Here is a 24410-nt window from a genome sequence, read left to right as displayed (position 1 = left end):
TTTGTATCTGAATTGATAAAGCAGCGCCTTATCAATTAAGGCAAGAGAAGGAAACAATAATGTTAACGAATAGCTTTGAAGTATTAAAAGCACTACGTGAAAAAACGCAATGCACACAAGCGTCTTTCCATGTCGCACAGGATGCTGATTCAACACTCGTCATCGAGTTTATTAAAATAGAAGATGGGTTAGAATTTTCGATTATATTAGAATGCAATGTAGACGAATTTAATACCATCAATGAAAATGCAATTGTTGAAGCCTATCAAACCGAATTAGCGGCACAAAAATGTGCAGCGCACAATTGTTGCGACCATGATCACTAATTCACATTTTAATTAATCTTGAAGTGACTTGGGTATAAACAAACCCAAAAACAAAAAAACCTCAATTAAGAGGTTTTTATCAATCAAATAACGTTAAACAATTAACTGCCTTTTTGGCGTTTCATTGCTTCAAAGAATTCATCATTAGTTTTGGTCATAGATAACTTATCGATCATAAATTCCATTGCATCAATTTCACTCATTTCATGAACGATTCGTCTGAGTATCCACATTTTTTGCAATTCTTCACTTGAAGTGAGTAATTCTTCTCGACGTGTACCAGAACGATTAATATCAATCGCAGGGAAAACACGTTTTTCAGCTATCTTACGATTTAAATGGATTTCAGAGTTACCCGTTCCTTTAAATTCTTCATAGATAACTTCATCCATTTTAGAGCCAGTATCAATTAACGCAGTTGCAATAATAGTTAAGCTACCGCCTTCTTCAACATTACGAGCAGCACCAAAGAAACGCTTAGGCTTATGTAATGCATTAGCATCAACACCACCGGTTAATACTTTACCTGATGAAGGGATAACCGTGTTATAAGCACGTGCGAGACGTGTAATTGAATCAAGTAAAATGACGACGTCTTTTTTATGTTCAACTAAACGTTTAGCTTTTTCGATTACCATTTCGGCCACTTGAACGTGGCGGCTAGCAGGCTCATCAAACGTTGAAGCAATAACTTCACCGCGTACTAAACGCTGCATTTCCGTTACTTCTTCCGGACGCTCATCAATTAATAACACCATCAAAACACATTCAGGGTGATTAGCCGCTATAGACTGTGCCAAGTTTTGCAACAGCATCGTTTTACCGGCTTTTGGTGGCGCAACTAATAGTGCACGTTGCCCTTTACCAATTGGTGAAGCTAAATCAAGCACACGCGCGGTAATATCTTCTTTAGAACCATTACCACGTTCCATAATCATGCGGTCAGTTGCATGTAAAGGCGTTAAGTTCTCAAATAAAATTTTATTTCTAGAGTTTTCAGGTCGATCAAAATTAACTTGGTTAATTTTTAATAATGCAAAATAACGCTCGCCGTCTTTAGGTGGGCGGATTTTTCCGGCTAAGGTATCGCCAGTACGTAAATTAAAACGTCTTATTTGTGAAGGTGACACATAGATATCATCTGGCCCCGCAAGGTACGAAGAATCACCTGAGCGTAAAAAACCAAAACCATCTTGTAATATTTCAAGGGCGCCGTCACCAAAAATATCTTCACCGCTTTTAGCGTGCGTTTTCAAAATGGCGAATATAATATCTTGTTTGCGTAAACGAGCCATATTTTCAAGTCCCATAGACTCGGCTAGTTTAACTAATTCATTTATAGGCTTTTGTTTAAGTTCGGTTAAATTCATAACGGTGGGTTCTTTAGGTGATATAAGTTGGCTCAAATAGATATTGGTCTTTGGGCTTAATCCAAATAAGAATATTTTGAGTTTTAATTTAGGGGTTTATTTTTTGAACGAATGTCTTTGGACGAACTAAAGGTAGCAGTATTTTTTTAAGAGATCCAGAAAAAAATTGAGGTTCTCAAATTAAGAACCTCAATTGCACAATTACCGCCTTATTTATTAAGCGTGTTGACTAACAAATTCAACTAATTGTGTTTTGGACATTGCGCCAACTTTATTGTCAACAACAGCGCCATTTTTAAACATTAATAAAGTAGGGATACCACGAATATTAAATTTAGCAGCTACTTCGTTTGCTTCATCTACGTTTAATTTGCCTACTTTTACTTTACCAGCAAATTCTTCAGCCACTTCGCCAATTACCGGCGCGATAATTTTACATGGACCACACCACTCTGCCCAAAAATCAACTAACACCGGTAAATCGGCCTTAATTACTTCTTCATCAAAATTATCATTTGTTAGTTCGATAGTAGCGTCACTCATCGCTATCTCCCATTTAAGATTCGCATATTGCGGATAGAATTAAATTTACTGAGTTTTTTAAACGATTGTGTTTCTTATTGCAAGTTTATACTGATATGCTTATGGAATGATGAATACCCAAAAACACTTAACAGAGACAAAATTTAGCGATTTGGACTTAGATCCACGTCTACAAACTGCTTTAACTGAAGCCGGTTTTGTCCACTGTACCCCAATACAAGAGAAGAGTTTACCTTTAGCATTAAAGGGAAATGACATTGCAGGTCAAGCACAAACAGGTACGGGTAAAACCATGGCCTTTTTGTTAGCGACATTCAATCGATTGTTAACTCAAAAATCAACTAACCCCGTACAAGATGGGCAACTTGGAGCCGTTATACTCGCGCCAACCCGTGAATTAGCCGTACAAATACATAAAGATGCACAGTTGCTTTCTAAAGCGACAGGCCTGTCTTTAGGTTTGATTTATGGTGGTGAAGGTTATGATGAACAGCGTGCACAAATTAAGGCAGGCATCGACATTTTAATCGGCACAACTGGGCGTATAATCGATTATTATAAGCAAGGCGAATTAAATCTATCTGCCGTGCAAGTGGTTGTACTCGACGAAGCCGATAGAATGCTCGATTTAGGCTTTATTAAAGACATTCGTTATTTGTTTAAAAATATGCCAGAGCCTGAAAAAAGGCTTAATTTAGTATTTTCAGCTACACTTTCACATAAAGTGAAAGAATTAGCCTATGAACACATGGGTAACCCTACCGATGTGTTTATCGAATCTGAAAAAATGTTATCGGGTCGTATTACAGAAGAACTATTTTTTCCTGCTCAGCAAGACAAAATGCGTTTATTGCTGACATTAATGGAAGAAGAATGGCCAGACAAAGCCATTGTTTTTTGTAACACCAAACATAGCTGCGAAGATGTTAACAACTGGCTAAGAGCCGACAAACATCGAGTAGGCTTATTAACGGGTGATGTTACTCAGAAAAAACGGTTACATATTCTTAATCAATTTACGAAAGGACAACTGGATATATTAGTCGCAACCGATGTTGCAGCGCGAGGTTTACATATTTCAGACGTAAGTCATGTATTTAATTATGACCTGCCTGATGATTTTGAAGATTATGTCCACCGTATTGGTCGTACTGGTCGTGCAGGTAAAACCGGTATCGCTATTAGTTTCGCTTGCGAAAAGTATGTTTACAACTTACCGGCAATTGAAGAATATATTGGCCATAGCATTCCCGTGGGTCAATACGATCCAACCGCTTTGCTAGATGACGTAGTTACACCGCGCCCTGTTGCGCGTAAACCCTTTAGATCAAACCGTCCAAACAACAAGCCCAACCGGGGTGGACGTAACTATAATAGGTAAGCTAATAGGTAAATATGAACGAGACCAATCCTGTTTATGCGGCCATTGATTTAGGCTCAAATAGTTTTCATATGCTGCTGATACGTAGTGTTGGCGGTAGCGTTCAAACTATTGGAAAAATAAAACGCAAAGTGCGTTTGGCATCAGGATTGGATGAAGATAACAATCTTAGCCAAGAAGCGATGGCTCGTGGTTGGGATTGCCTTTCATTATTTGCCGAACGTTTGCAAGACATCCCTATCACTCAAGTTAGGATCGTTGGCACCGCAACATTGCGCTTAGCAACGAATGTAACTGTTTTTTTAGAAAAAGCAGAAAAAATACTTGGCCATAAAATCAATATCATTAGTGGGGAGGATGAAGCACGCTTGATTTACATTGGCGTCGCACACACTTCGGGTTCAGCTAAGACTAAATTAGTCATTGATATTGGAGGGGCGAGCACTGAACTCGTCGTTGGACAAGGCTTTGATCCCATCGTCGTTAATAGCCTTAATATTGGCTGCGTAACCTACTTAAAACGTTACTTTAAAAATGATGTCATTAGCAACGATAATTTTTCTGCCGCTATAAGTCATGCAAAATCATTAATTGCCCCTTTAGCTTTAAGCTACTTAACCCATGGCTGGCAAGCCTGTTTAGGGGCATCAGGAACGCCACAAGCGATCCAAGAATGTTTAACCGCTCAGGGCTTTAGTGAATTAATCACACTTGAAAAAATGCACATGTTAATGCAGCAAGCTATTGAATGCAGCTCTATTGATAACTTAACGATTGCAGGTTTAGCTGAAGAAAGACGTGTTGTATTTGTGAGTGGCCTTGCCATTTTAATCGCTATCTTTGAAAGTTTAAAAATTAACTACCTTGTTATTGCAGGGGGTGCATTACGAGAAGGTTTGATTTATGGCATGTTACCTTGCCAGCAAAACTTAAATATTCGTTCGCGTACAGCCGACAGTTTTATTCAACGTTATCAATTAGATTCTGCTCATGCGCATCGAGTTAAAGACACGGCACTGGCGTTGTTTAAGCAATTAAAATCAGCTTGGAATTTAAACCAACACGATGCAAAAGCGGTATTGTCACTCGCGGCGATTGTACATGAAGTCGGTTTTGCAATTGACTTTAAATATGCCAATAAACACAGCGCCTATATTTTAAATAACACAGCCATTCCTGGGTTTAGCTTAGCGCAGCGTAAATTACTGATTGCATTAGTTGGCAACTGTCGAGCAGATATTACACCCATTGAAATACAAAACCAGACGATGACAAGCCCTTTACTCGCGGCACAACTAACCTGCATTTTACGATTAGCCGTATTATTAACAATGCGCCGCCGAGATGAGGCCCTGCCAAAAGTAACGATAACCGCGTTAACTGAACATGATGTTCAGTTACAATTTGAGGCTCACTGGCTAGCAGAACACCCATTAATGGCAAGTGAATTTGAACAAGAAATTCAACACTTAAAAATTATTGATTTCAACTTAACGTTAACCGCATAAATCTATTTCTATACCGATAGTCTTATTGAAAGAGCTTAGGGCATGTTTATCTTTTGTGTATGCTTTTGCAGCCGTATTTGCACGATTTATACCAATTCATATAAATAAGTGATCTCTCAGAATGCATCCTGCGGTTTTTGAACAAGGCGTCGGTGTGTAGGAATGGTTGTTCCCTTTCAAATACCGATAACGCAGGTCAAAAGCCGCTGGGGCATTCCTTTCAGGCGAGTTTTAAATACGCTTACTCTGTGTTGCTCGAACTCAAAAGAGCACCACTATTCTTTCATTTAAGCGCATTTAAACGCTCGCTGAGTGAGCACTTATTATTACGGATTGGTATTATACAAGGCAGAGCGATTGCGGTGTAGTCATTCTACATAAAAGAGCGATAAAGACTTTATGCTCCTGCAAAGTCACCTTACCCCACATCCATGTGGGGCAAAGACTTTATGCTCCTGCAAAGTCACCTTACCCCACATCCATGTGGGGCAAAGACTTTATGCTCCTGCAAAGCCACCTTACCCCACATCCATGTGGGGCAACATAGTAGAAATAGCGCAAATGCGCTGCCCTTTGGGTTCAATCCAAAACGTTTTGCTCTTTGTTATTGGCTTTTGACGNGCCGCTGGGGCATTCCTTTCAGGCGAGTTTTAAATACGCTTACTCTGTGTTGCTCGAACTCAAAAGAGCACCACTATTCTTTCATTTAAGCGCATTTAAACGCTCGCTGAGTGAGCACTTATTATTACGGATTGGTATTATACAAGGCAGAGCGATTGCGGTGTAGTCATTCTACATAAAAGAGCGATAAAGACTTTATGCTCCTGCAAAGTCACCTTACCCCACATCCATGTGGGGCAAAGACTTTATGCTCCTGCAAAGTCACCTTACCCCACATCCATGTGGGGCAAAGACTTTATGCTCCTGCAAAGCCACCTTACCCCACATCCATGTGGGGCAACATAGTAGAAATAGCGCAAATGCGCTGCCCTTTGGGTTCAATCCAAAACGTTTTGCTCTTTGTTATTGGCTTTTGACGTAGAACCACTATGCCATCAAGCCAATGCCGCGATCAAAACACTTTGGAATTGAACAAAATCTATACGACAAAGATAAACACGCCCTAGTTAATCAACTTGATTGATAAGCCTTTATCTCTTTATATAAACCAACTTATTTAACTAAAACGGCTGTTTATTTACAGGTTATACACTACAATTTTTGTATCAGTCTACGTTAGTTAAAGCAACGTTATATGGATATACAAGTTGAATACCAAGTACTGCAAAGTATTGTGGCCGCGCAGCAACACTTTCTAGTATCGAATAATGCTACCGAAACCCTGTCTACATTATTACGTAGTTTGATGTCATTAAATCATTACCAATACGGTTTTGTCGGTACCTTTAAAAAGTCAAAGACCTTAACCTTACAGATACTAGCAGAGCAACACTTAGAGTTAGCAGAAGAAAACACCTTTAAGTTAACTCAATCACTTACGCTTAATACCAAAGCTGATTGCTTATTTTATCAAGCCTATCTACAAGCTAAGATGCAATTTGTTACCACGGCCTCTGCATTCTCTATGCAAAACCAATTACCGTTAACCGCACCAAAAATTGAAAACATGCTGGTTTTACCCATACTCGGGGTTAATAGTACGTTAGCGGTTTTAGTGCTTGCTAACACGCACAGTAGTCAGGAAAGTGAGTTTAACAATGCCCTCTATAAACATCAAAACAGCATTGCGCATCTAATTTATGTTATCAAAATGGCCAAGCGCGAAAATGCGATTCTAACCAAATTAGAAGTGAGTGAATTACGCTTACTTAACTCGCAAAAAATATCAAAAGTTGGCAGTTGGGAGCGAGATATTAATAATGAAATGGTGAGTTGGTCAGAAGAAGTTTTTCGGCTTTATGATTATGACCCGACTCATATTAAAGCGAGTTTTCTTAACGAGCTTAACCGCGTACATTCAGCAGATAAAGAAAAATACATAAAAGCCTATCGACTAGCCTTACAAGGTAATGGATTAAATATTCACTATCGGGTTGAAACGGCTAATGGCCAATTAAAAACATTACACAATATAGCTGAATTTATTACCGACCCACTCACCAAAAATAAAAAATTAATTGGGATAATTCAAGATATAACCGGTCAACGTGCGACAGAATCAAGATTACACAAAAGCCAAGATAATTTCCGTACGGTCTTAGAAAGCATCCCAATTCCTATTATTGTTTTAAACGCCGAGTTAAAAATAGAAATATTTAATGCCGCGGCACAAAGTACATTTTTATACCCAGCTGACAAAATGAGTGATCAGCCGTTAAAATCAATAATCCACGTTGAAGACCAAAATGAACTTGATAATCTAGCCAGTGAATTTATTGAAAGCGCAGTCAAAACATCGTCAACAAAAGAGCTGAAAGCCATACGCAATGATGGCATCAAAATTCCGGTTAAGGTTACCTTTTCAGCGATTAAACCACTCGACGAAATAGCGTTAGGCGAATTAGCGTTAGGAGAGATGGCATTTGTCGTGATTTTATATGATTTAAGTGACATCAAGCTAGCAGAAAAGGTTATTAAGCGAAGCTCAAAAATGGATGCGTTAGGCCATATGGCAGGCGGTATAGCGCATGACTTTAATAATATACTCAATATTGTTTCAGGGCATTTAGAATTGCTGCAAATGCAACAAGCCGATAATGAGATAGTCATTCGAAAAATCGCATCGGCACTTAAAGGCGTTGAACGAGGTAATCAGTTAACTCAAAAGCTAGGGCGCATGTCGCGAATTGATCATAACGACAATAAACTTGTCAATTTGACAATGGAGATAAACGATTTACAAGATTTATTAAAAGAGTCGGTTTCAAACAAAATAGACTTCACATTTAACCTATTACCCATCACAAAATGGATCTTGCTCGATATTGGTAACTTTACAGATTCGTTGATCAATTTATGCATCAATGCGGGTGATGCCATGCCAAACGGCGGCACTATCACCATTAGTAGCCATGAAGTATTCATTAACAACAATAATACCCCCTATGCTAGCTTATCGCCCGGCCATTATTTAGAATTAACAGTCGCAGATAACGGTGAAGGTATGCCACATGAATTAAAAGAGCATATCTTTGATCCTTTCTTTACGACAAAATCAAAATCCAAAGGGACAGGGCTCGGCCTCAGTCTTATCTATAACTTCATCAAAAGTAGCAATGGTTATATTTTTGTAGAATCAACCGAAGCGCAAGGCACAACCTTTTTATTATACTTCCCAATTGTTGAGATTGATGACTCTCAAATTGATATACCCATAAAAACGAATGATGAGTATCCTAGCTTAGCCGGCAAGCGCCTTTTACTTGTTGATGATGAAAAATCGATAACCAAATTACTTTCTACTTTTTTACAACATTATCAACTTAATATTCAATGTGCAGATCAAGGAGAAATTGCTTTAAATAGCTTAAAAAATAATAACTTTGATTTGGTTTTAAGCGACATTAATATGCCAGGTGAGATAGATGGGATAAAATTAGCGCAAAAAATACACCAAAACTGGCCAAAATTGCCTATTATATTAATGAGTGGATTTATCAAGGATGATAGACTGAGTGCGCCAGAGCTAATTAATATACCGCTGCTCAACAAACCATTTAAGAAAAAAGAATTATTGGATTTAATTCATGAATATTTACGGCAATAGGGATAAAAATGATGCGAAAAATACTACTCATTGATGACGATGACTTGTTCGCTGAATTTGTAACGGATGCTGCAGAGTTAGTAAATGCGAGCGTACTTACAATTAACAACGGCAAAAAAATTGAACAATTAAATTGCCATGATTACGACGATATCATCATTGATTTAAGCGTGCCGGGCTACGATGGCGTGCAAATATTACGCTGGCTAAAAGAACACAACTGTACATCACGTATTATTATTGCTTCAGGTTGTGACATATCCGTGATCAATTCTGCCGGACAACTCGCTAACGCTTACCAATTAAATTTAGTTGATTGCTTAAGCAAACCTTTTTCGCTTGACGCTTTTTTAAAAACCCTACGTAGTGAGCAACATTTTGCTCAAAAAACACCGAGAACAATCGAAGATGATGAGTTAAGTGATGAAGAAATTGTGCTGGCGTTACATGAAGGCATTAAAAATAATGAAATAGAAGTCTACTACCAGCCCAAAATAGACCTAATTAACAATCAATTACTCGGTTTTGAAAGCTTAGCCCGTTGGACCTTCAAAGGCTCGCCCATTCCACCCGATATATTTATTCCGCTCGCTGAGCAATTCGATTTAATCGATGACCTTACCTTTAAAATAGTTGATCAATCGTTACCTCAATTAGCTAAATGGTCAACAGTGGATCAACCTTTAAGAGTCGCCATTAACTTTTCAGCTCGCTCGTTATCAAAACTCGACGTTCCTGATTATTTAAGCCAAAAAGTCGAAGCTTATAACTTATTGCCACAACAAATAATTATAGAACTAACAGAAAGTGCCTTAGCCGATGATCAAGCTTCTTCACTTGAAATTTTAACGCGTTTACGCATGAAAGGGTTTGATCTATCTATCGATGATTTTGGAACAGGTTACTCTTCTGTTCAACAGTTACAAAATATCCCATTTACCGAGTTAAAAATCGATCGCTCATTTATTGGTAATTTTTTACATAATCCACAGTCGCAAGCCATTGTAAACTCAACGATCGAAATGGCACATAAACTCGGTATTAAAGTTGTCGCCGAAGGTATTGAAGATTCAGAAACACGCAACGCCTTAATCACACTCGGCTGTGATGTCGGACAAGGTTACTATTTTGCAAAACCATTAAACGTAACCAGCATGAATAAATGGTTACAGGCTAATAATCATTATACATCGGTATCAACCCAGCAAAGCCACGAATTAAAAGTATGCTTAGTTGATGATGATCTTAATTTTATATCGATGATCAATGATGTGTTTAAAGATAAATTCGAATTTTCAAGTTACTCATCTGCAATGCCGTTTTTAGATGATTTAAATGAAATATCACCTGATATCATTTTGCTCAATACCAATTTACCCGACCATGACGGCTTTGAAATAGGTCAAAAAATTAAAAGTAATGTCCAAGACGCATCGATACTGTTTATATCCGAATTAGATAACAAAGAGCAAAGATTAAAAGCCTACGCGGCAGGGGGGGATGATTTTATTGCGAAACCCATTTCAATAGGAGAACTCTTAGCCAAGCTCCGTACGTTGAAGCATTTTCAAATTAAACAAAAAAAACTAACACAAGATGAAGAAAGCGCCCAAGATATTGCTTTCAACACAACGATAGAAGCAGCGCAATACGGTTCACTCCTTCACTTTTTTAAACAATCTTTTGCTTGCCGAAATTATCAACAATTAGCCGAGCTTTTTTTCTCGTATATGGCTGAATTACGATTAAGTGCTTGCATTCAATTTAGATCGTCAACAAACAATTATAGCTTGCGCTCTGCTACACAGATATGTAGCCCAATGGAAGAAAGCTTATTCGACATGCTAGCCAATGCAGGCTCTCTATATCACTTTAATGATAAAACCATGATTAACGATAAACATATTTCTATTATCATTAAAAATATGCCGAATTCGGATGACAAGACTTATCCGCATTACACTCATTTGATCACCGCGTTAATAGAAGGGATAGAAGCAAAATGGGTCGATTTATTGCGAGCCCAATCAGCAACAGAACTGGTCACCAATATCGACGATATTTTAGGAGCCTTAAAAAATAAATTTAATGACTTTGAAAAAGAAACCCATTTAATTATTGATATGCTGATCTTAGATGTAAGAGCCTCTTTAGATACGCTGGATTTAACCGACAAACAAGAAACTGACTTATTGACTACAATTGAAAAAGAGGTTCAACGTGTTATGAATTTAAGTAACTCAGGTAAAGAAATCGAACACGATTTCACCAAAATAATTGGAAACTTTAAAAAAACTTATCAATAAGTCATTAGATTAATGAATTTAAAGTGAAGAAAGTGTAGCTTTAGGTTATATTTTTGAGCGGCAAAAATCACAAACCCTAATAAACAAGGTATGTATGACACTAAACACAGTAAAGCAAAACTAAATGCGCCTAAAAATATCAGCTTACTTAGCTATTAGTTATTTACTGTTAATGCTTTCATGTGCCAACGCGTATGCACTTACCTTAAAAACAACGGATCAATCCATTGCGATTGGCAATGACTTACATTTTTTATACGATAACGATCAGTTTTTTACTGCCGACGAAGCACTCGAACAACTCTATACACGACCACAATTAGAAAATGAATCAATTGCATTAGATTATTCAGGTAAAACCTTGTGGCTTGCGACCGAACTCAATTCTGAAGCAAATGACACGATTAATTTTGTTTTAGAGCTACAAAATAGTAAAAGCCCTGCCGTATCCTTTTACTTATTCTCTGGCCAACAAATCGTTAAACAATTTGAATACCCTAACGATATTCAAGATTATCGTTTTAAGCGGCCTATTTTTGCTTTTGATTTACAACCGCTCGAACAAGTCACTTTACTGGTTAAAATACGACACGTTAATAGTGGTATTAGGCCAATAATTTGGCAGCAAAGTGCTTTTAATGACCACACTATGTTAACCGTTCCTATTTTAGGCGCTTTTCTGGGTATATTAATCGGCTTAGCTATCTATAACTTGATTTTATATTTCGGCTTAAAACACGCGGCGTTTCTTTGGTATTCGGCTTATATTTTCGCTACATTAGCTTGGCGCATTTTATTTAGTGATCATGGTGCTGCGTTTATTCCTGCCAATTGGAATATATTACTCCAACCCTACTCGGCTTCCTTAGCGTTATGTGCATTGATTTTCGCAGGCTGTTTTTGTTACTTTTTTCTTGAATTAAAAAAAATAAAATCACATTTTGAACCTTGGGTAAAAAGGCTCATTATCGCCATTATCTGTGCCAGTGTGATCTCTTTATTTGTATCTGCGCGCTTTACCTTATTAATGATCGGTATATTAACGCTTATCGCAGGGCCGCTATTTTTAAGTGCGGCAATCTCAGCATGGAATAAAGGACAAGTAACAGCTCGTTATTATATTTTAAGTTGGCTGCCTTTAATCTTAGCGGCTTTGTATACGCAATTAAGTATTTGGCAACTCGTACCGAGTTTAGAGCAAAGAACGTTACTGTTAGATATCGCCATACTTTTTGAAGCCTTTTTATTAACATTAGCACTCGCAGACAAACTAAAAATGTCAGAGAACGAAAAAAACTATATCGCGAGTCATGATCCCATCACCGGTTTACCTAACCACAATACGCTTGTTGCACAATTGGTAGAGCACCATGAAAAAAAGGAGTTCACTTTACTGCAATTGAATATTCAGCGTATTCATATTATTCAAAATACCCTCGGGTTAAAAACGGCGAATGAAATCCTCACCGTTATTGCAGCTCGTTTAACCGCCTGGTCAAAAAACCAGAAACAATTACTTAATTTAGGTGTTCAAACCCATCAGCCTATTTACCTTGGTCAATTAGAGCGCGGGCAACTCATTCTCGCAGTCGCTGACACACTTAATGAACCTGATAACATCATTAAAGCGATCAGAATGGAAGTTCAGCGGCCTATTGAATATCACGCGATCACATTAGACTGTGACTGCCATGTGGGTGTTGCGTACTCTAAATATCATTGTGACAACATTGAGCAGTTAATTCAAAATGTAAACATCGCAAGTAATATCGCCGTCAATAAGCAATTACCTTTTATTCTCTATTCAGATGAGAAAAATTTGTTTACCGAACGCCGGCTCGCATTAATGACAGATTTAAAAAAAGCGATACAATCTAAATCTGAACTTTTTATTCATGTGCAACCGCAAATCACCTTGCAAGATGGCAAGCCTTATGGCGGAGAAGCATTGATCCGTTGGCATCATCAAGAACATGGCTTTATTGCCCCAACTGAATTTATTCCTATCGCCGAAGAAGCTGGGCTCATATCCGCTATCTCTTTATGGGTGATTGAAGAAGCTTTACAGATTAACCAAGTATTTAATCAAAAGTGTAAAGGCCATGTCATATCAGTCAATATTTCAGCTCATGACTTAGAGCACCCACAATTTGTCAATAACTTAGCTGCGTTACTTAAGCGCTCACCTTTACCCAATAACCAGTTATTACTTGAAGTAACCGAATCGGCCATGATGAGTGAGCCAGGGCTCGCGAGCTTGGCCTTAGCACGTATTAGTCAATTAGGTGTTTTAACCAGCATTGATGATTTTGGTACCGGTTATTCTTCATTATCTTATTTAAGTTTATTACCCGTTAACGAGTTAAAAATAGACAAATCATTTATTTTGGATATCGGTGAAAAAGAACAAAACTACACCATAACGGAAATCATTTTAAGCTTAAGCAAAAACTTAAGCTTAACTTCTGTCGCTGAAGGTATTGAAGACCAATTAGCATTAGACACATTGAAACAATTGCAATGCGATATTGGGCAAGGTTATTACATAAGTAAGCCACTTGCTGTTACCCAATATTTAACGTGGTTAGATGATCATAAATCAATCACAACGACAAATAAGATTAACGATTAATAATTGCGGTTAAATATCTGGTGAAAACTCAAAAACATTTTTCGCAACTAAAGTTTGAAGATGATCTAGAGCAGCAATTTTGGATTAACGCTGAAAGTAAAGCACGCCCTTTAGTTGCGTTTATCTATTGGATTGGCGGTATTCTTCCGCTTATTTTCATGTTGAATGATTACTTTAATGCGGAAGCCCGTTTTAATGAATTATTCATTACACGCTCTGTATACATGTGTTTTTGGGCGGCTATCACTTTCGCAACCCTTTCGAAGTGGCGCTTTATTTCGCTCTCGCATTCAATGCTCATTTATATCAGTGTGGGCATGCTTTATGTTCCGTATTTAAATGCGATCGTGTCTGAACGACCAGAGCTCGTTGTGCCATCAGTTTTATTCTATTTATTTGGCATTGTTATTTGTCAGCTCGGCGCGAGATTAGCTTTATACGCAGGTTTAGCCAGTTGTGTTGTTCCTAGCATCTTATTTATTAGCCATAACCAGCTCAACAAAAATGAAATAAATATCATTTTTATGTTGGCGATTTGGTCTATTGCGACCTGGGTTGCAAGCTTAATTTTAGAACGCATTAATCGACGTTTATTTTTATATGAACATGACCTAAATCACGTCAACAAAATCAATCAAGACCTGCTAAAAAAAGAAGCACAAGCCAATCGCTTTAAAAGTGAATTTTTAGCTCAGATGAGCCATGAGATCAGAACGCCATTAACCGCTATTTTAGGTTACGCCGAGAGTTACTTCTCTGATAATTTAAGTAAAGAAACAAAAGAAAGCACCGTTAAAACCATACATAAAAATGGTGAACACTTACTTTCATTAGTTAATGATATTTTAGATTTATCAAAGATTGAGGCGGGGAAATTACAACTAGAATCAATTGATTCTGAATGGTTATCCATTGCTGAACAAGTACAAGAAACCCAACAAAATAGCCTGGCGCATAAAGATGTATGTTTTAACCTAAGTTACCAATACCCTTTGCCATCACACATACAAACGGATCCAACTCGGCTCAAGCAAATCTTGTTTAACTTAACCACAAACGCCATAAAATTTACCCCCAAAGGCCAAATAAATTTAGATATTTCATACGATAATGAGCACAAGAAAATATTGTTTGTATTAAAAGATTCGGGCATCGGTATGAGTCAGCAAGTTTGTGATAACTTGTTTAAAGCCTATCAACAAGCCGATAGCAGTATTAACCGTACCTATGGCGGTACCGGTTTAGGTTTATATATTAGCAAACAACTTATTGAATTATTGGGCGGCTCCATTCGAGTTGAAAGTATCCCCAAACAAGGCACTATTTTTTACTTTTCTATCGCCGCACACCTAAGTCAGCAGCATACACAAATAACCAATGCCACCGAAAACAAAAGCAATGAAATCCCCAATAGTTTACCTTCAAATAATTCAAACTTCATAGGGCATGTTTTAGTTGCCGAAGATAATATTGATAATCGTAAGCTTATAAAATTAAAATTAGAGCAAATAGGGCTAACGGTTTCAACGGCAGAACAAGGTGAACAAGCCGTAGAAAAAGCGTTACTTGAAGATTTCGATTTAATCTTAATGGATATTCAAATGCCGATTATGTCAGGTGAAGAGGCATTAAAAATTATCAAAGCGACCGATGCCGATATTCCTATTGTTGCATTAACGGCTAACGCGATGTCGCAAGATATCCAACGTTATTTATCACTCGGCTTTGACGCTCACATTGCAAAACCTATAGAGCAAATTCACTTTATTAATGTGATTAAACAGTTTTGCCAAAGCCATACTGAATCCGCGGTAACCAAACAAGCAACGTTAGAACCGTCAGCACCCAATCAAGATACTTTGTTTTCACTTGATAACAGCGCATTTAGAGCATTAGTTTATGAATATATTGACAGCTTACCCTGTGAAATAGAGATGCTGAAACATGCGAAAAAAAATCATGATTGGCAAAAACTAGCAAAAGTAGCGCATAATATTAAAGGCTCAGCCGGTAATTTTGGTTTTACGCAAGTATCAAGCGATGCGAGTGAGGTAGAGCAACTTATAAAAAGTGATCACTTAGGTGAGATAGACCGTGTATTCAGCCAGTTACTTGAATCACTTAATCAAGCCTTATATTCAAGAGAAAACTAAATCGGCTTCTCTACCCTAGGTATATAGACAGAGATATAATCTTCTCGCTCAGGTTTTATGGTTCATTGTCAGCGCTTACTCTCGACTTTGGCTCCTGCGTCGTTCTAACACCTAAATCCATTTAGGCGGCCCCAATCACTTAGTAGGCCTATGCTCATGGCGTCTCGAAGCTTGCCTGCATGGATGTAAGTACTTCGGTTTCGTCTGGAACGAGAAACCGGCCCCTAAAACCCGATCGCTTTGACTATCAGCTTACCCAAGGAGCATTGGCTCATACAAATCAAAACCACGCTTTTTATAATTATTTAATGTTGCTGGGTGATCAAAGTCGCCCGTATGCACCCATACACGCTTTGCATCCCATTGCCATGCTTGCTCAGTCGCAAACGACAATAAAGCCGAACTAATACCGCGATCAATATATTCAGGCATTAAACCAAAATAAATAATTTCAACATCACCTTCTACTGAGCGCTCTAACTCAAAATACCCCGCAATAGAGCCTTCCTCTAAAGCAAGCCATGTCCTTAAATTGTCACGCTCTACGTAAGTTTGCCAAATTTGTTCTGACCAACTGATTTTATCAACCCACTTCCAAGGCGTACCAACGGCTTGATACATAAACTGATTAAGCTTAGCCTGTGGTTCTACACATTCTTTTACATACAACCATTTAGGCAATCGCTTTACTTTTAACGCCGCAGCACTGTGCATTTCAAGGTAATACGTTTTATTTTTAGTCATAATATCTACTAAACGACTCAAGTCATTTGAGTGTAGTCGATTTATTAAAAAATACCCTCATCCGCACCTTCACTCACCTCTCCCTCCTGTTCCGCTGTTAAAATGTCAACGTCTGGCGATCTTTCGACGAACTCAGTAGGTTCCGTGCCTTTAATAAAATACTCAAATTGCGTTGTATGATCCGTTTTATTCGACAGCTTGCCACTGGTGTTATCAATGCGTACGGTAACGATGTTAGCGGGCATATGTTTAGCTGAGTTATCAACATCTTGCAAAATTTCTTTTGCATAATCTATCCAAGCAGGCAAAGCCGTTTTAGCGCCAAATTCCGTGCCGTAAATTTGGTTGCGGTCTAAATTATTATTGTATTTTGATTGGCCCAGCACACGTGAATGATCGTCAAAACCAACCCAACTGGTGATCACTTCTTTAGGGGTAATACCACTAAACCATGCATCTTTTGCGTCATTGGTTGTACCGGTTTTACCACCTATATCTCGGCGTTTTAATTTTTGAGCACGCCAAGCGGTACCATTCCATCCGGTGCCTTTATTCCAATTCCCACCTCCCCAGACTGTACTTTTCATTGCCTCCGCAATTAAAAATGCATTTTGCTCACTTATCACCTGAGGTGCTTGCAGGTATTCTTTCACTGGTTTCTCTTTCGTTGACTGATCATATTGATTTTTAAAAAACGCATCTTCCGATTGCAACTGCAATTCAGCTTCTTGTTTTAATCGACAAGCGAGGCAAGCTAAAGGCGGGTTTGCTTCCCATATTAATTCATTCGTTTGGCTTTCTATTCGTTCAATAAAATAAGGCTCAACTAAATACCCACCATTAGCAAATGTAGTGAATGCGGTGGCGACTTCCAGTGGCGTGAATGAAGCTGAGCCTAAAGCTAACGATTCATTCGCAGATATTTCGTGTGGTGAAAAACCAAAACGTGTTAAATAGTCAACCACGGTTGGGATCCCAATGCTACGTAAAAGCCTAACCGATACTACATTTTTAGATTTAGCTAATGCCTGGCGAATACGAATTGGGCCATCATAAACAGCAGGCGAGTTTTTGGGCCGCCATACTGTACCTTGGCGACGATCCCATTGGTTTATCGGGGCATCATTAACAATACTCGCTAATGTGAAACCATTTTCTAAAGCGGCAGAATAGATAAAAGGTTTAATATTAGAACCGACTTGGCGCTTCGCCTGCGTAACACGATTATATTCACTTTGCCTAAAATCATAACCGCCAATTAATGCTCTTATTGCCCCATTATCAGGGTCAAGAGAAACTAATGCAGCAGACACGTCAGGTAACTGCGCTAAACGCCAATCTCCTGCGTTATTTTTACGTATGCGTACAATTTGACCAACACTAAGGATATCTTGAATACTGTTTGGCTCCTTGCCTTGCATCGTATCACTGACATAAGATCGGGCCCATTTTATATCTTCCCACCCTACAATACCGGTCTGAGACATTTCATCGATAAATGAAAATGAATTATTTTCTAAATCAACTTGGGTGATCACAACATTCGTTAAATCACCAAAAGCGGGCAGCGCTTGCAGCGCCGAGCGAATATCGGTTACAGCCCAAGGTTCTTCAGCCCCCCCTTGCCACAGCTCTTGCAATGGACCTCGATATCCATGCCTTTCATCATAAGCATGCATATTGTCTCGTAATGCTTTCTGAACAGCCAATTGCGAATTAGCCGTCACCGTCGTGTAAACATCAAATCCAGCGGTGTAAGCTTGGTCACCATATTGTTCAATCATATGTTGCCGCACCATTTCAGCAACATAAGGCGCATCCACATCAATTTGCGCGCCATGGAATTTAGCCGTAATAGGAGTCTCGATCGCTTTTGTATATTCGCTCTCATTCAAATAGCCGGCATCTTTCATACGCCACAGCACGGTATCACGACGTTGTTTGGCTTTTACCGGACGTCGTAAAGGGTTATAGGTAGAAGGCGCTTTATGCAAACCGATAATCATGGCAGATTGCGGTAACGTTAAATCAATGGCTTTTTTACCGTATAAAACTTCAGCGGCCGCGCCAACCCCAAAGGCCCGGTTACCCAGTTCGTTTTTATTTAAATAAAGCGTTAATATTTCATCTTTAGATAATAAATTTTCGATATGAAACGCGATAAAAATCTCTTTTATTTTACGAATATAGGTTTTTTCTCGTGTCAAAAAGAAATTGCGCGCGACTTGCATGGTGATTGTACTTGCACCTTGCGTTCGTTTACCACCGGCAGAAACAACAGCAATAGCCGAACGCACTAAACCGATGAAGTCGACGCCAGGGTGCTCATAAAAACGGGCATCTTCAGCGGCTAATAATGCTTGGATCATATGTTCAGGCACATCAGCAAGGGTAACGGGGATCCTTTTCTTTTCACCAAATTGTGAAATCAATAAACCATCCGATGTATAAACTCGCATAGGGGTTTGCAATTGAATATCTTGCAGTTTCTGTACAGAAGGCAATTCATCTTTTATATAATAATAAATAGACGTTATTGTCAGAACCGTAAAAAGAATTCCGCTGAGGGTTAAATAAAATAAAATTCGAAAAAATTTAGTCACGTGATCACTCTAATGGTAAAAAATGTGGCACAAATATTTAATAATCGTTATAGTCTCAAAATATGCTGGCGATATTTTGTCACATTACGGCCTATATTGAACAGAATCATAAAAAAATAATAATTTGGTTGACCTTAAATATGCTTTCATCATTTCTCGGACAAACAAGCACTGCCATGGTTGGTATCGACATAGGCTCGTATGCGGTAAAAGCCGTTCTTCTTGAGCAAGAAGGCGAACATATCCGCTTACTGCAAGTTGTACAAGAGCCAATACCCAAAGGCGTTATGAACGAACGTGAAATTCAAGACATTGAAGCCCTTGGCAATGTCATCGCTAAAATACGTAAATCCATTCCTAAAACAGTTAAACTCGCTGCTGCGGCAGTTTCAGGCTCAACCGTTATCACCAAAACCATTTATATGGACGTTAATTTAACTGATGATGAAATGGAAACGCAAATAGAAATCGAAGCCGATAGTCTCATTCCCTACCCTTTAGAAGAAGTCAGTTTAGATTTTGAACGCCTTGGCGTTAATGAATCAGATCCTTCTAAAGTTAATGTCCTTTTAAGCGCAGCCAGAACCGATAGTGTTCAAGCTCGCGTCGGGGCACTCGAAGCCGCTAATTTCACAGCAAAGTTAATCGATGTCGAATCATATGCTCTTTCCCGTTCTGCTGAGTTAATTTACGGGCAATTACCTGACGATGCAACCAGTAAACGCGTTGGCCTTGTGGATATGGGGGCAAATATGACCCTAATGACAGTATTGGAAGATGGAGAGGCGATTTATACTCGAGATCAAGCCTTTGGTGGGGAGCAATATACCAAAAACATTGTTAATTATTATAACAAGACATTTGAAGAAGCTGAGCTCGCCAAAAAAACAGGTGATTTACCACCTAATTATACTTTTGAAGTCCTTGCGCCATTCCAAACGGCTGTCATTCAACAAATACGCCGCGCAATTCAAATGTTTTTAACATCAAGTGGTCATGATAAGTTAGACTATTTAGTTTTATCTGGCGGGGCTTCAATGCTTGAAGGCATGAAACAAGTGATTGAAGATGAACTAGGTATTTATTGTGTAATTGCCAATCCATTTACGGATATGGAAATTAACGCTAAAGTTGACCCTCAACTTACAGATAATCAAGCAAGCGCCTTTATGATTGCAGCTGGATTAGCATTAAGGAGTTTCAATCCGTGCCACATATAAACCTGCTGCCTTGGCGTGAAGAGGCAAAAGAACTCAAACAGAAACAATTTATTGGTATGCTCGCACTAGCCGCGATTATAGTAATCATTATCGGCTTGCTGATTAGCTCATATTATAGTGGCCGTATCGATTATCAACATAAACGGAATCAATATATCCGCAATGAAATTGCCGTGCTCAACACCAAAATTGAAGAGATAAAAAACCTACGAGCTAAACGTTCTGAGTTAGAACAACGCATGGGGTTAATTGCCGATTTACAACGTAATCGAAACCTAGGTGCACAAATACTAGATGAACTCGTTAAAGTTGTACCGCCAGGTGTTTATTTAACCGAATTAGAAAAGCGCGAATCAAAAGTATCGGTTAAAGGCAAAAGTGAATCGAATAACCGTTTATCTAATATGATGCGCCAAATTGAAAACTCTTGGTTATTAGAAGCGCCTATTCTTAATTCCATTGTTGCAGCTCAAGTTGAACCAAGAATACTAAGTGATTTTAGAATGTCAATGGATGTAAAACCGGTTAACGAGACAGAAGCCAATGCGGCCGCCAAAAAAGGAGGCGCTCGCTAATGGATTTTAAAAATATTGATTGGAAGAATTTAGACCTAAACGATTTAAACGATTTTGAGATTGACCCAAATGATTTAGGTAGCTTGCCAAAACCCGTTAAAATTATTTTCGCCGTAGTTTTAGCGATTATCGTAGGCATAGGTTACTATCAACTTTTTATTAGCGACCAAATAAAAAGCTATGAAGATGCACAGCGCCAAGAAGTGGGTTTAAGGCAAGAATTTTCAGCCAAATACCATATCGCGGTCAATGCCGATGCATACAAAGATCAATTAAAAAAAATGGAAGGCGAATTTGCTCAATTGTTAAAACGCCTACCAACCGAACATGAAACACCAGGCTTACTTGATGATATCAGTTTTGTGGGTACAACCAGTGGTTTAACCTTCACGAAAATAAACTGGGAAAACGAGATCCAAAAAGAATACTACACCGAGTTACCGTTACGCCTCGAAGTTATTGGGGGTTATCACGAGTTTGGTGAATTTTTAGGCCGTGTAGCCGCTTTACCACGAATTGTTACCTTGCATGACTTTACAATTAAAGTACAAAAAGGCGATACTCTACAGCTAAACTTATTAGCCAAAACATACCGCTATAAAGAAACGCCAAGTAAAGGAGTAGCGAAATGATCAAACATTTAGCTATACTACTGGGCGCGTCGTTGGCGCTAACAGGTTGTGGTAACGATTTAGCCGACTTGCAAGAGTTCACTTCTCAAGTAAAAGCATCGGCTAGAACGGATATTGAACCGATACCAACGGTTGAAGCATTTGAGAGTTTTGAGTATTCAGTAAGTGGCCTGCGAAGCCCGTTTGTTGAACCAGAACCGGAATTAATACAAGATAAAATGCAACAATCTCGCGATTGCTTGCAACCTAACTTTGCCCGTAATAAGCAACCGCTTGAAAAATACCCATTGGATAACCTGAAGATGCGTGGCACCTTAGGTTCAGATGGTTCACTCTGGGGTCTCATTGAAGCGGCAGATGGCGCTTTATTTAGGGTTAGACCAGGCAGTTATGTGGGTCTATACCATGGTCGAATTGTTGCTGTAACGACTGAAGAAATAGAATTAGAAGAAATGATACCTGATGGAACTGGCTGTTGGGAAAAGCGAGCCGCACATCTTATGATGACAGGTGAAGAATCGGAATTAGGAAGCTAACCAAAATGATAAACTGGATCCAAAACCAAGCTAATAATCTGCGACGCGGCCGCCAAATTCTGGCCTTTATTGGCCTTATTGCGCTTCCTATGCAAGCATTTGCATTATCTGTACTTTATGAAATCAGATACAACCCTGTTGTAGCGGGCGAAACCGAACTCGAATTTGTATTTGACCAAGAGTTAGCCGATGAGCCCTCAATTCAAGTTTTCAGTAACCCCTCTCGGATAGAGATTGAAATATCAAATGCCGATTTCGAGAGTTACCTTGCTGAAGTTCCGGTTAATATTGCGGGTGTTGAAACAATAAAAACGTCTTATGAAGAAGAAACCGTACGCATTCAAATTTTGCTTGATTCATTAAAAGTGTATCAAACACGCATTGAAGAAGAACGCTTTTATGTGCATATTTCAGACAATGCCAATTTTGAACAAGCAACAACCCAAGATAAAGTTGAATATTTAAACAAAGTGCAAGCGATGGATTTCCGTCATGGCTCTGATGACAGCGGCCGTGTACTTGTTTTCTTAGAAGACAATATGGCAGCCGTTGATGTGGTCGAAAAAAATGAAAAAATCATTATCGACTTTCACAGCACGGATATCCTACCTGACCTGTTATATAAAATGGACGTCACCGATTTTGGTACGGTAGTTGATAGTTTGGAAACATTTAAAGATGCAGGCATGACACGCATTGAAATCATGACTAACCGCCCCTTTAAATACCAATATCAACAACTTGAAAATATTTTCACGCTAGAAATCACTGAAGATAAAATGGAAGGCGGGATCATCGGTTCTGAACAGTTTGAAGGTGACCCTATTTCACTCAACTTCCAAGATATTCCGGTAAGAACCGTTTTACAAATTATTGCTGACTACAATGGCTTTAACTTAGTAACCAGCGACTCGGTGGGCGGTAACATTACCCTTCGTTTAGACGGTGTACCATGGGACCAAGCGTTAGAAATAATCCTTAAAATTAAAGGGTTAGATAAACGCATGGAAGGTAACATCTTACTTGTTGCACCCGGCGACGAAATCGCGGCGCGTGAAGCAAGAGAACTACAGGCTAAAAAGCAAGTAGCTGAATTATCTCCTTTATACACTGAATACATGCAAATCAATTACGCTAAAGCCACAGCAATTGCTTCGCTGTTAAAAGGCGAAAACGCGATGCTGTCTGAACGAGGCAGTTTATCCGTTGATGATAGAACAAATACTTTATTAATCCGCGATACAACAGCCAGTATCAGTAACGTTAAACGCTTAATCGAAATTCTCGATGTTCCGGTTAAGCAAGTTATTATTGAATCACGTATCGTTACCGTTAAAGACAACATCACCGATGAAATGGGGATCCGTTGGGGTTTCTCAGATCAACAAGGCTCAGATGGTTTATCAGGCTCAATTGAAGGCTCTCAAGCGATCGGAGGAGGTTCAATCCCGACATTAAACGATCGTTTAAATGTTAATTTACCGGTTGCATCACCCACAGGTAGCATTGCTTTTCATGTAGCGAGGTTAACCGACGGAACTATAATCGACCTTGAGCTATCGGCTTTAGAGCGTGAAAATAAAGGCGAAGTTATTGCCAGCCCACGCATTACTACAGCTAATCAAAAAACAGCATACATAGAACAAGGTACAGAAATTCCATTTGTTCAAGCCGCATCAAGTGGTGCAACGGCCGTAACCTTCAAAAAAGCAGTCTTAAGCTTAGAAGTCACGCCCCAAATTACACCAGATAATAAAATCATTTTAGATTTAATTATCACACAAGATTCACGTGGTGATACTGTGCAAACCTCAACAGGTCAAGCAGTCGCCATTGATACACAAGAGATTGGCACACAAGTACTCGTTGATAATGGTGAGACAATTGTCTTAGGTGGTATATACCAACAATCAACCCTTAATTCAGAAAGCAAGGTCCCGCTATTAGGTGATATCCCTTATATCGGCAGACTGTTTAAAAATACATCTGATTTTAATGAGAAAAAAGAGTTGCTAATTTTCGTAACACCTAGAGTTGTGACAGAAACGTTTTAAAAAGTCCATTAAGCTTGCAATTGCTACTAAAGAGCTGAGATAATCGCGGCTCTTTTTTAAAAGACAGTGAAACTCCGGAGCAACTACAACTAACTTTGGT

General features: G+C 38.8%; 16 protein-coding genes. 12 read left to right on the top strand and 4 right to left on the bottom strand.

Translation table 11 applies throughout. The features are described from left to right. Positions 1 to 59 precede the first annotated feature (59 nt). Complete coding sequence (locus DPX34_RS11870) at positions 60 to 326, top strand: hypothetical protein (RefSeq protein WP_111978642.1); 267 nt, start codon at positions 60 to 62, stop codon at positions 324 to 326. Positions 327 to 427: 101 nt separating this feature from the next. Here DPX34_RS11870 and rho read toward each other — a convergent pair whose 3' ends face one another. Continuing rightward, positions 428 to 1696, bottom strand: coding sequence for a transcription termination factor Rho (gene rho, locus DPX34_RS11865; RefSeq protein WP_111978641.1), 1269 nt, complete (start codon positions 1694 to 1696; stop codon positions 428 to 430). A gap of 216 nt (positions 1697 to 1912) precedes the next feature. After that, complete coding sequence (trxA, locus tag DPX34_RS11860; RefSeq protein WP_111978640.1) at positions 1913 to 2239, bottom strand: thioredoxin TrxA; 327 nt, start codon at positions 2237 to 2239, stop codon at positions 1913 to 1915. Positions 2240 to 2348: 109 nt separating this feature from the next. Between trxA and rhlB the strand changes: the two genes are divergently transcribed. The 6 genes from rhlB to DPX34_RS11825 all read left to right on the top strand — a co-directional run bounded on the left by rhlB (position 2349) and on the right by DPX34_RS11825 (position 15946). Further along, positions 2349 to 3620 (top strand): ATP-dependent RNA helicase RhlB, encoded by a 1272-nt coding sequence (gene rhlB, locus DPX34_RS11855; protein WP_111978639.1) that lies wholly within the window; start codon positions 2349 to 2351, stop codon positions 3618 to 3620. A 14-nt stretch (positions 3621 to 3634) separates the two neighbouring features. Beyond that, positions 3635 to 5128 carry a guanosine-5'-triphosphate,3'-diphosphate diphosphatase gene (gppA, locus tag DPX34_RS11850; protein WP_111978638.1) on the top strand — a complete coding sequence of 498 codons (1494 nt, stop codon included), beginning with the start codon at positions 3635 to 3637 and terminating at the stop codon, positions 5126 to 5128. Between the two features lie 1255 nt (positions 5129 to 6383). After that, positions 6384 to 8855 carry a hybrid sensor histidine kinase/response regulator gene (locus DPX34_RS11840; RefSeq protein ID WP_111978637.1) on the top strand — a complete coding sequence of 824 codons (2472 nt, stop codon included), beginning with the start codon at positions 6384 to 6386 and terminating at the stop codon, positions 8853 to 8855. Positions 8856 to 8863: 8 nt separating this feature from the next. Next, entirely contained in the window at positions 8864 to 11161 is a 2298-nt protein-coding gene (locus DPX34_RS11835; protein WP_111978636.1) for an EAL domain-containing protein, read from the top strand. 124 nt (positions 11162 to 11285) lie between these two features. Further along, on the top strand, positions 11286 to 13793 hold the full coding sequence (locus tag DPX34_RS11830) for an EAL domain-containing protein (RefSeq protein ID WP_111978635.1): 2508 nt from the start codon (positions 11286 to 11288) through the stop codon (positions 13791 to 13793). Between the two features lie 20 nt (positions 13794 to 13813). After that, complete coding sequence (locus DPX34_RS11825; RefSeq protein WP_111978634.1) at positions 13814 to 15946, top strand: hybrid sensor histidine kinase/response regulator; 2133 nt, start codon at positions 13814 to 13816, stop codon at positions 15944 to 15946. Positions 15947 to 16198: 252 nt separating this feature from the next. On the opposite strand, the gene DPX34_RS11820 is transcribed toward DPX34_RS11825, so the two are convergent. After that, positions 16199 to 16690 (bottom strand): GNAT family N-acetyltransferase, encoded by a 492-nt coding sequence (locus tag DPX34_RS11820; RefSeq protein WP_111978633.1) that lies wholly within the window; start codon positions 16688 to 16690, stop codon positions 16199 to 16201. A gap of 44 nt (positions 16691 to 16734) precedes the next feature. Then, positions 16735 to 19293, bottom strand: coding sequence for a penicillin-binding protein 1A (locus DPX34_RS11815; RefSeq protein ID WP_232824719.1), 2559 nt, complete (start codon positions 19291 to 19293; stop codon positions 16735 to 16737). Positions 19294 to 19433: 140 nt separating this feature from the next. On the opposite strand from DPX34_RS11815, the gene DPX34_RS11810 reads away from it, so the two are divergent. From DPX34_RS11810 to DPX34_RS11790, 5 genes are read left to right on the top strand one after another with little or no spacing between them, the layout of a single operon-like run. Then, positions 19434 to 20513: a pilus assembly protein PilM gene (locus DPX34_RS11810; protein ID WP_111978677.1), complete on the top strand. Its 1080-nt coding sequence runs from the start codon at positions 19434 to 19436 to the stop codon at positions 20511 to 20513. Then, on the top strand, positions 20501 to 21088 hold the full coding sequence (locus DPX34_RS11805) for a PilN domain-containing protein (RefSeq protein WP_111978632.1): 588 nt from the start codon (positions 20501 to 20503) through the stop codon (positions 21086 to 21088). The genes DPX34_RS11810 and DPX34_RS11805 overlap by 13 nt, the downstream gene beginning before the upstream one ends. Then, complete coding sequence (locus DPX34_RS11800; protein ID WP_111978631.1) at positions 21088 to 21720, top strand: type IV pilus inner membrane component PilO; 633 nt, start codon at positions 21088 to 21090, stop codon at positions 21718 to 21720. Before DPX34_RS11805 ends, DPX34_RS11800 begins: the two co-directional genes overlap by 1 nt. Beyond that, positions 21717 to 22256 carry a pilus assembly protein PilP gene (locus DPX34_RS11795; RefSeq protein ID WP_111978630.1) on the top strand — a complete coding sequence of 180 codons (540 nt, stop codon included), beginning with the start codon at positions 21717 to 21719 and terminating at the stop codon, positions 22254 to 22256. Before DPX34_RS11800 ends, DPX34_RS11795 begins: the two co-directional genes overlap by 4 nt. A 5-nt stretch (positions 22257 to 22261) precedes the next feature. Then, positions 22262 to 24310, top strand: coding sequence for a type IV pilus secretin PilQ (locus DPX34_RS11790; protein WP_111978629.1), 2049 nt, complete (start codon positions 22262 to 22264; stop codon positions 24308 to 24310). Positions 24311 to 24410: the final 100 nt, after the last annotated feature.

Origin of the sequence: Algibacillus agarilyticus (assembly GCF_003286125.1) — a bacterium.
GTDB classification, from domain to species: Bacteria; Pseudomonadota; Gammaproteobacteria; order Enterobacterales; family Alteromonadaceae; genus Algibacillus; species Algibacillus agarilyticus.
Note: the sequence above shows the minus strand (reverse complement) of the source record. Positions and strands in the feature narration are given on the sequence as shown.

Bases quoted from the DNA above. Each gene is read 5' to 3' on its own strand.
- DPX34_RS11795 (WP_111978630.1), top strand. From the start codon at position 21,717: ATGATCAAACATTTAGCTATACTACTGGGCGCGTCGTTGGCGCTAACA.
- gppA (WP_111978638.1), top strand. From the start codon at position 3,635: ATGAACGAGACCAATCCTGTTTATGCGGCCATTGATTTAGGCTCAAAT.
- DPX34_RS11840 (WP_111978637.1), top strand. From the start codon at position 6,384: ATGGATATACAAGTTGAATACCAAGTACTGCAAAGTATTGTGGCCGCG.
- DPX34_RS11820 (WP_111978633.1), bottom strand. From the start codon at position 16,690: ATGACTAAAAATAAAACGTATTACCTTGAAATGCACAGTGCTGCGGCG.
- DPX34_RS11835 (WP_111978636.1), top strand. From the start codon at position 8,864: ATGATGCGAAAAATACTACTCATTGATGACGATGACTTGTTCGCTGAA.
- rho (WP_111978641.1), bottom strand. From the start codon at position 1,696: ATGAATTTAACCGAACTTAAACAAAAGCCTATAAATGAATTAGTTAAA.
- DPX34_RS11830 (WP_111978635.1), top strand. From the start codon at position 11,286: ATGCGCCTAAAAATATCAGCTTACTTAGCTATTAGTTATTTACTGTTA.
- DPX34_RS11790 (WP_111978629.1), top strand. From the start codon at position 22,262: ATGATAAACTGGATCCAAAACCAAGCTAATAATCTGCGACGCGGCCGC.
- rhlB (WP_111978639.1), top strand. From the start codon at position 2,349: ATGAATACCCAAAAACACTTAACAGAGACAAAATTTAGCGATTTGGAC.
- DPX34_RS11870 (WP_111978642.1), top strand. From the start codon at position 60: ATGTTAACGAATAGCTTTGAAGTATTAAAAGCACTACGTGAAAAAACG.
- DPX34_RS11810 (WP_111978677.1), top strand. From the start codon at position 19,434: ATGCTTTCATCATTTCTCGGACAAACAAGCACTGCCATGGTTGGTATC.
- DPX34_RS11800 (WP_111978631.1), top strand. From the start codon at position 21,088: ATGGATTTTAAAAATATTGATTGGAAGAATTTAGACCTAAACGATTTA.
- trxA (WP_111978640.1), bottom strand. From the start codon at position 2,239: ATGAGTGACGCTACTATCGAACTAACAAATGATAATTTTGATGAAGAA.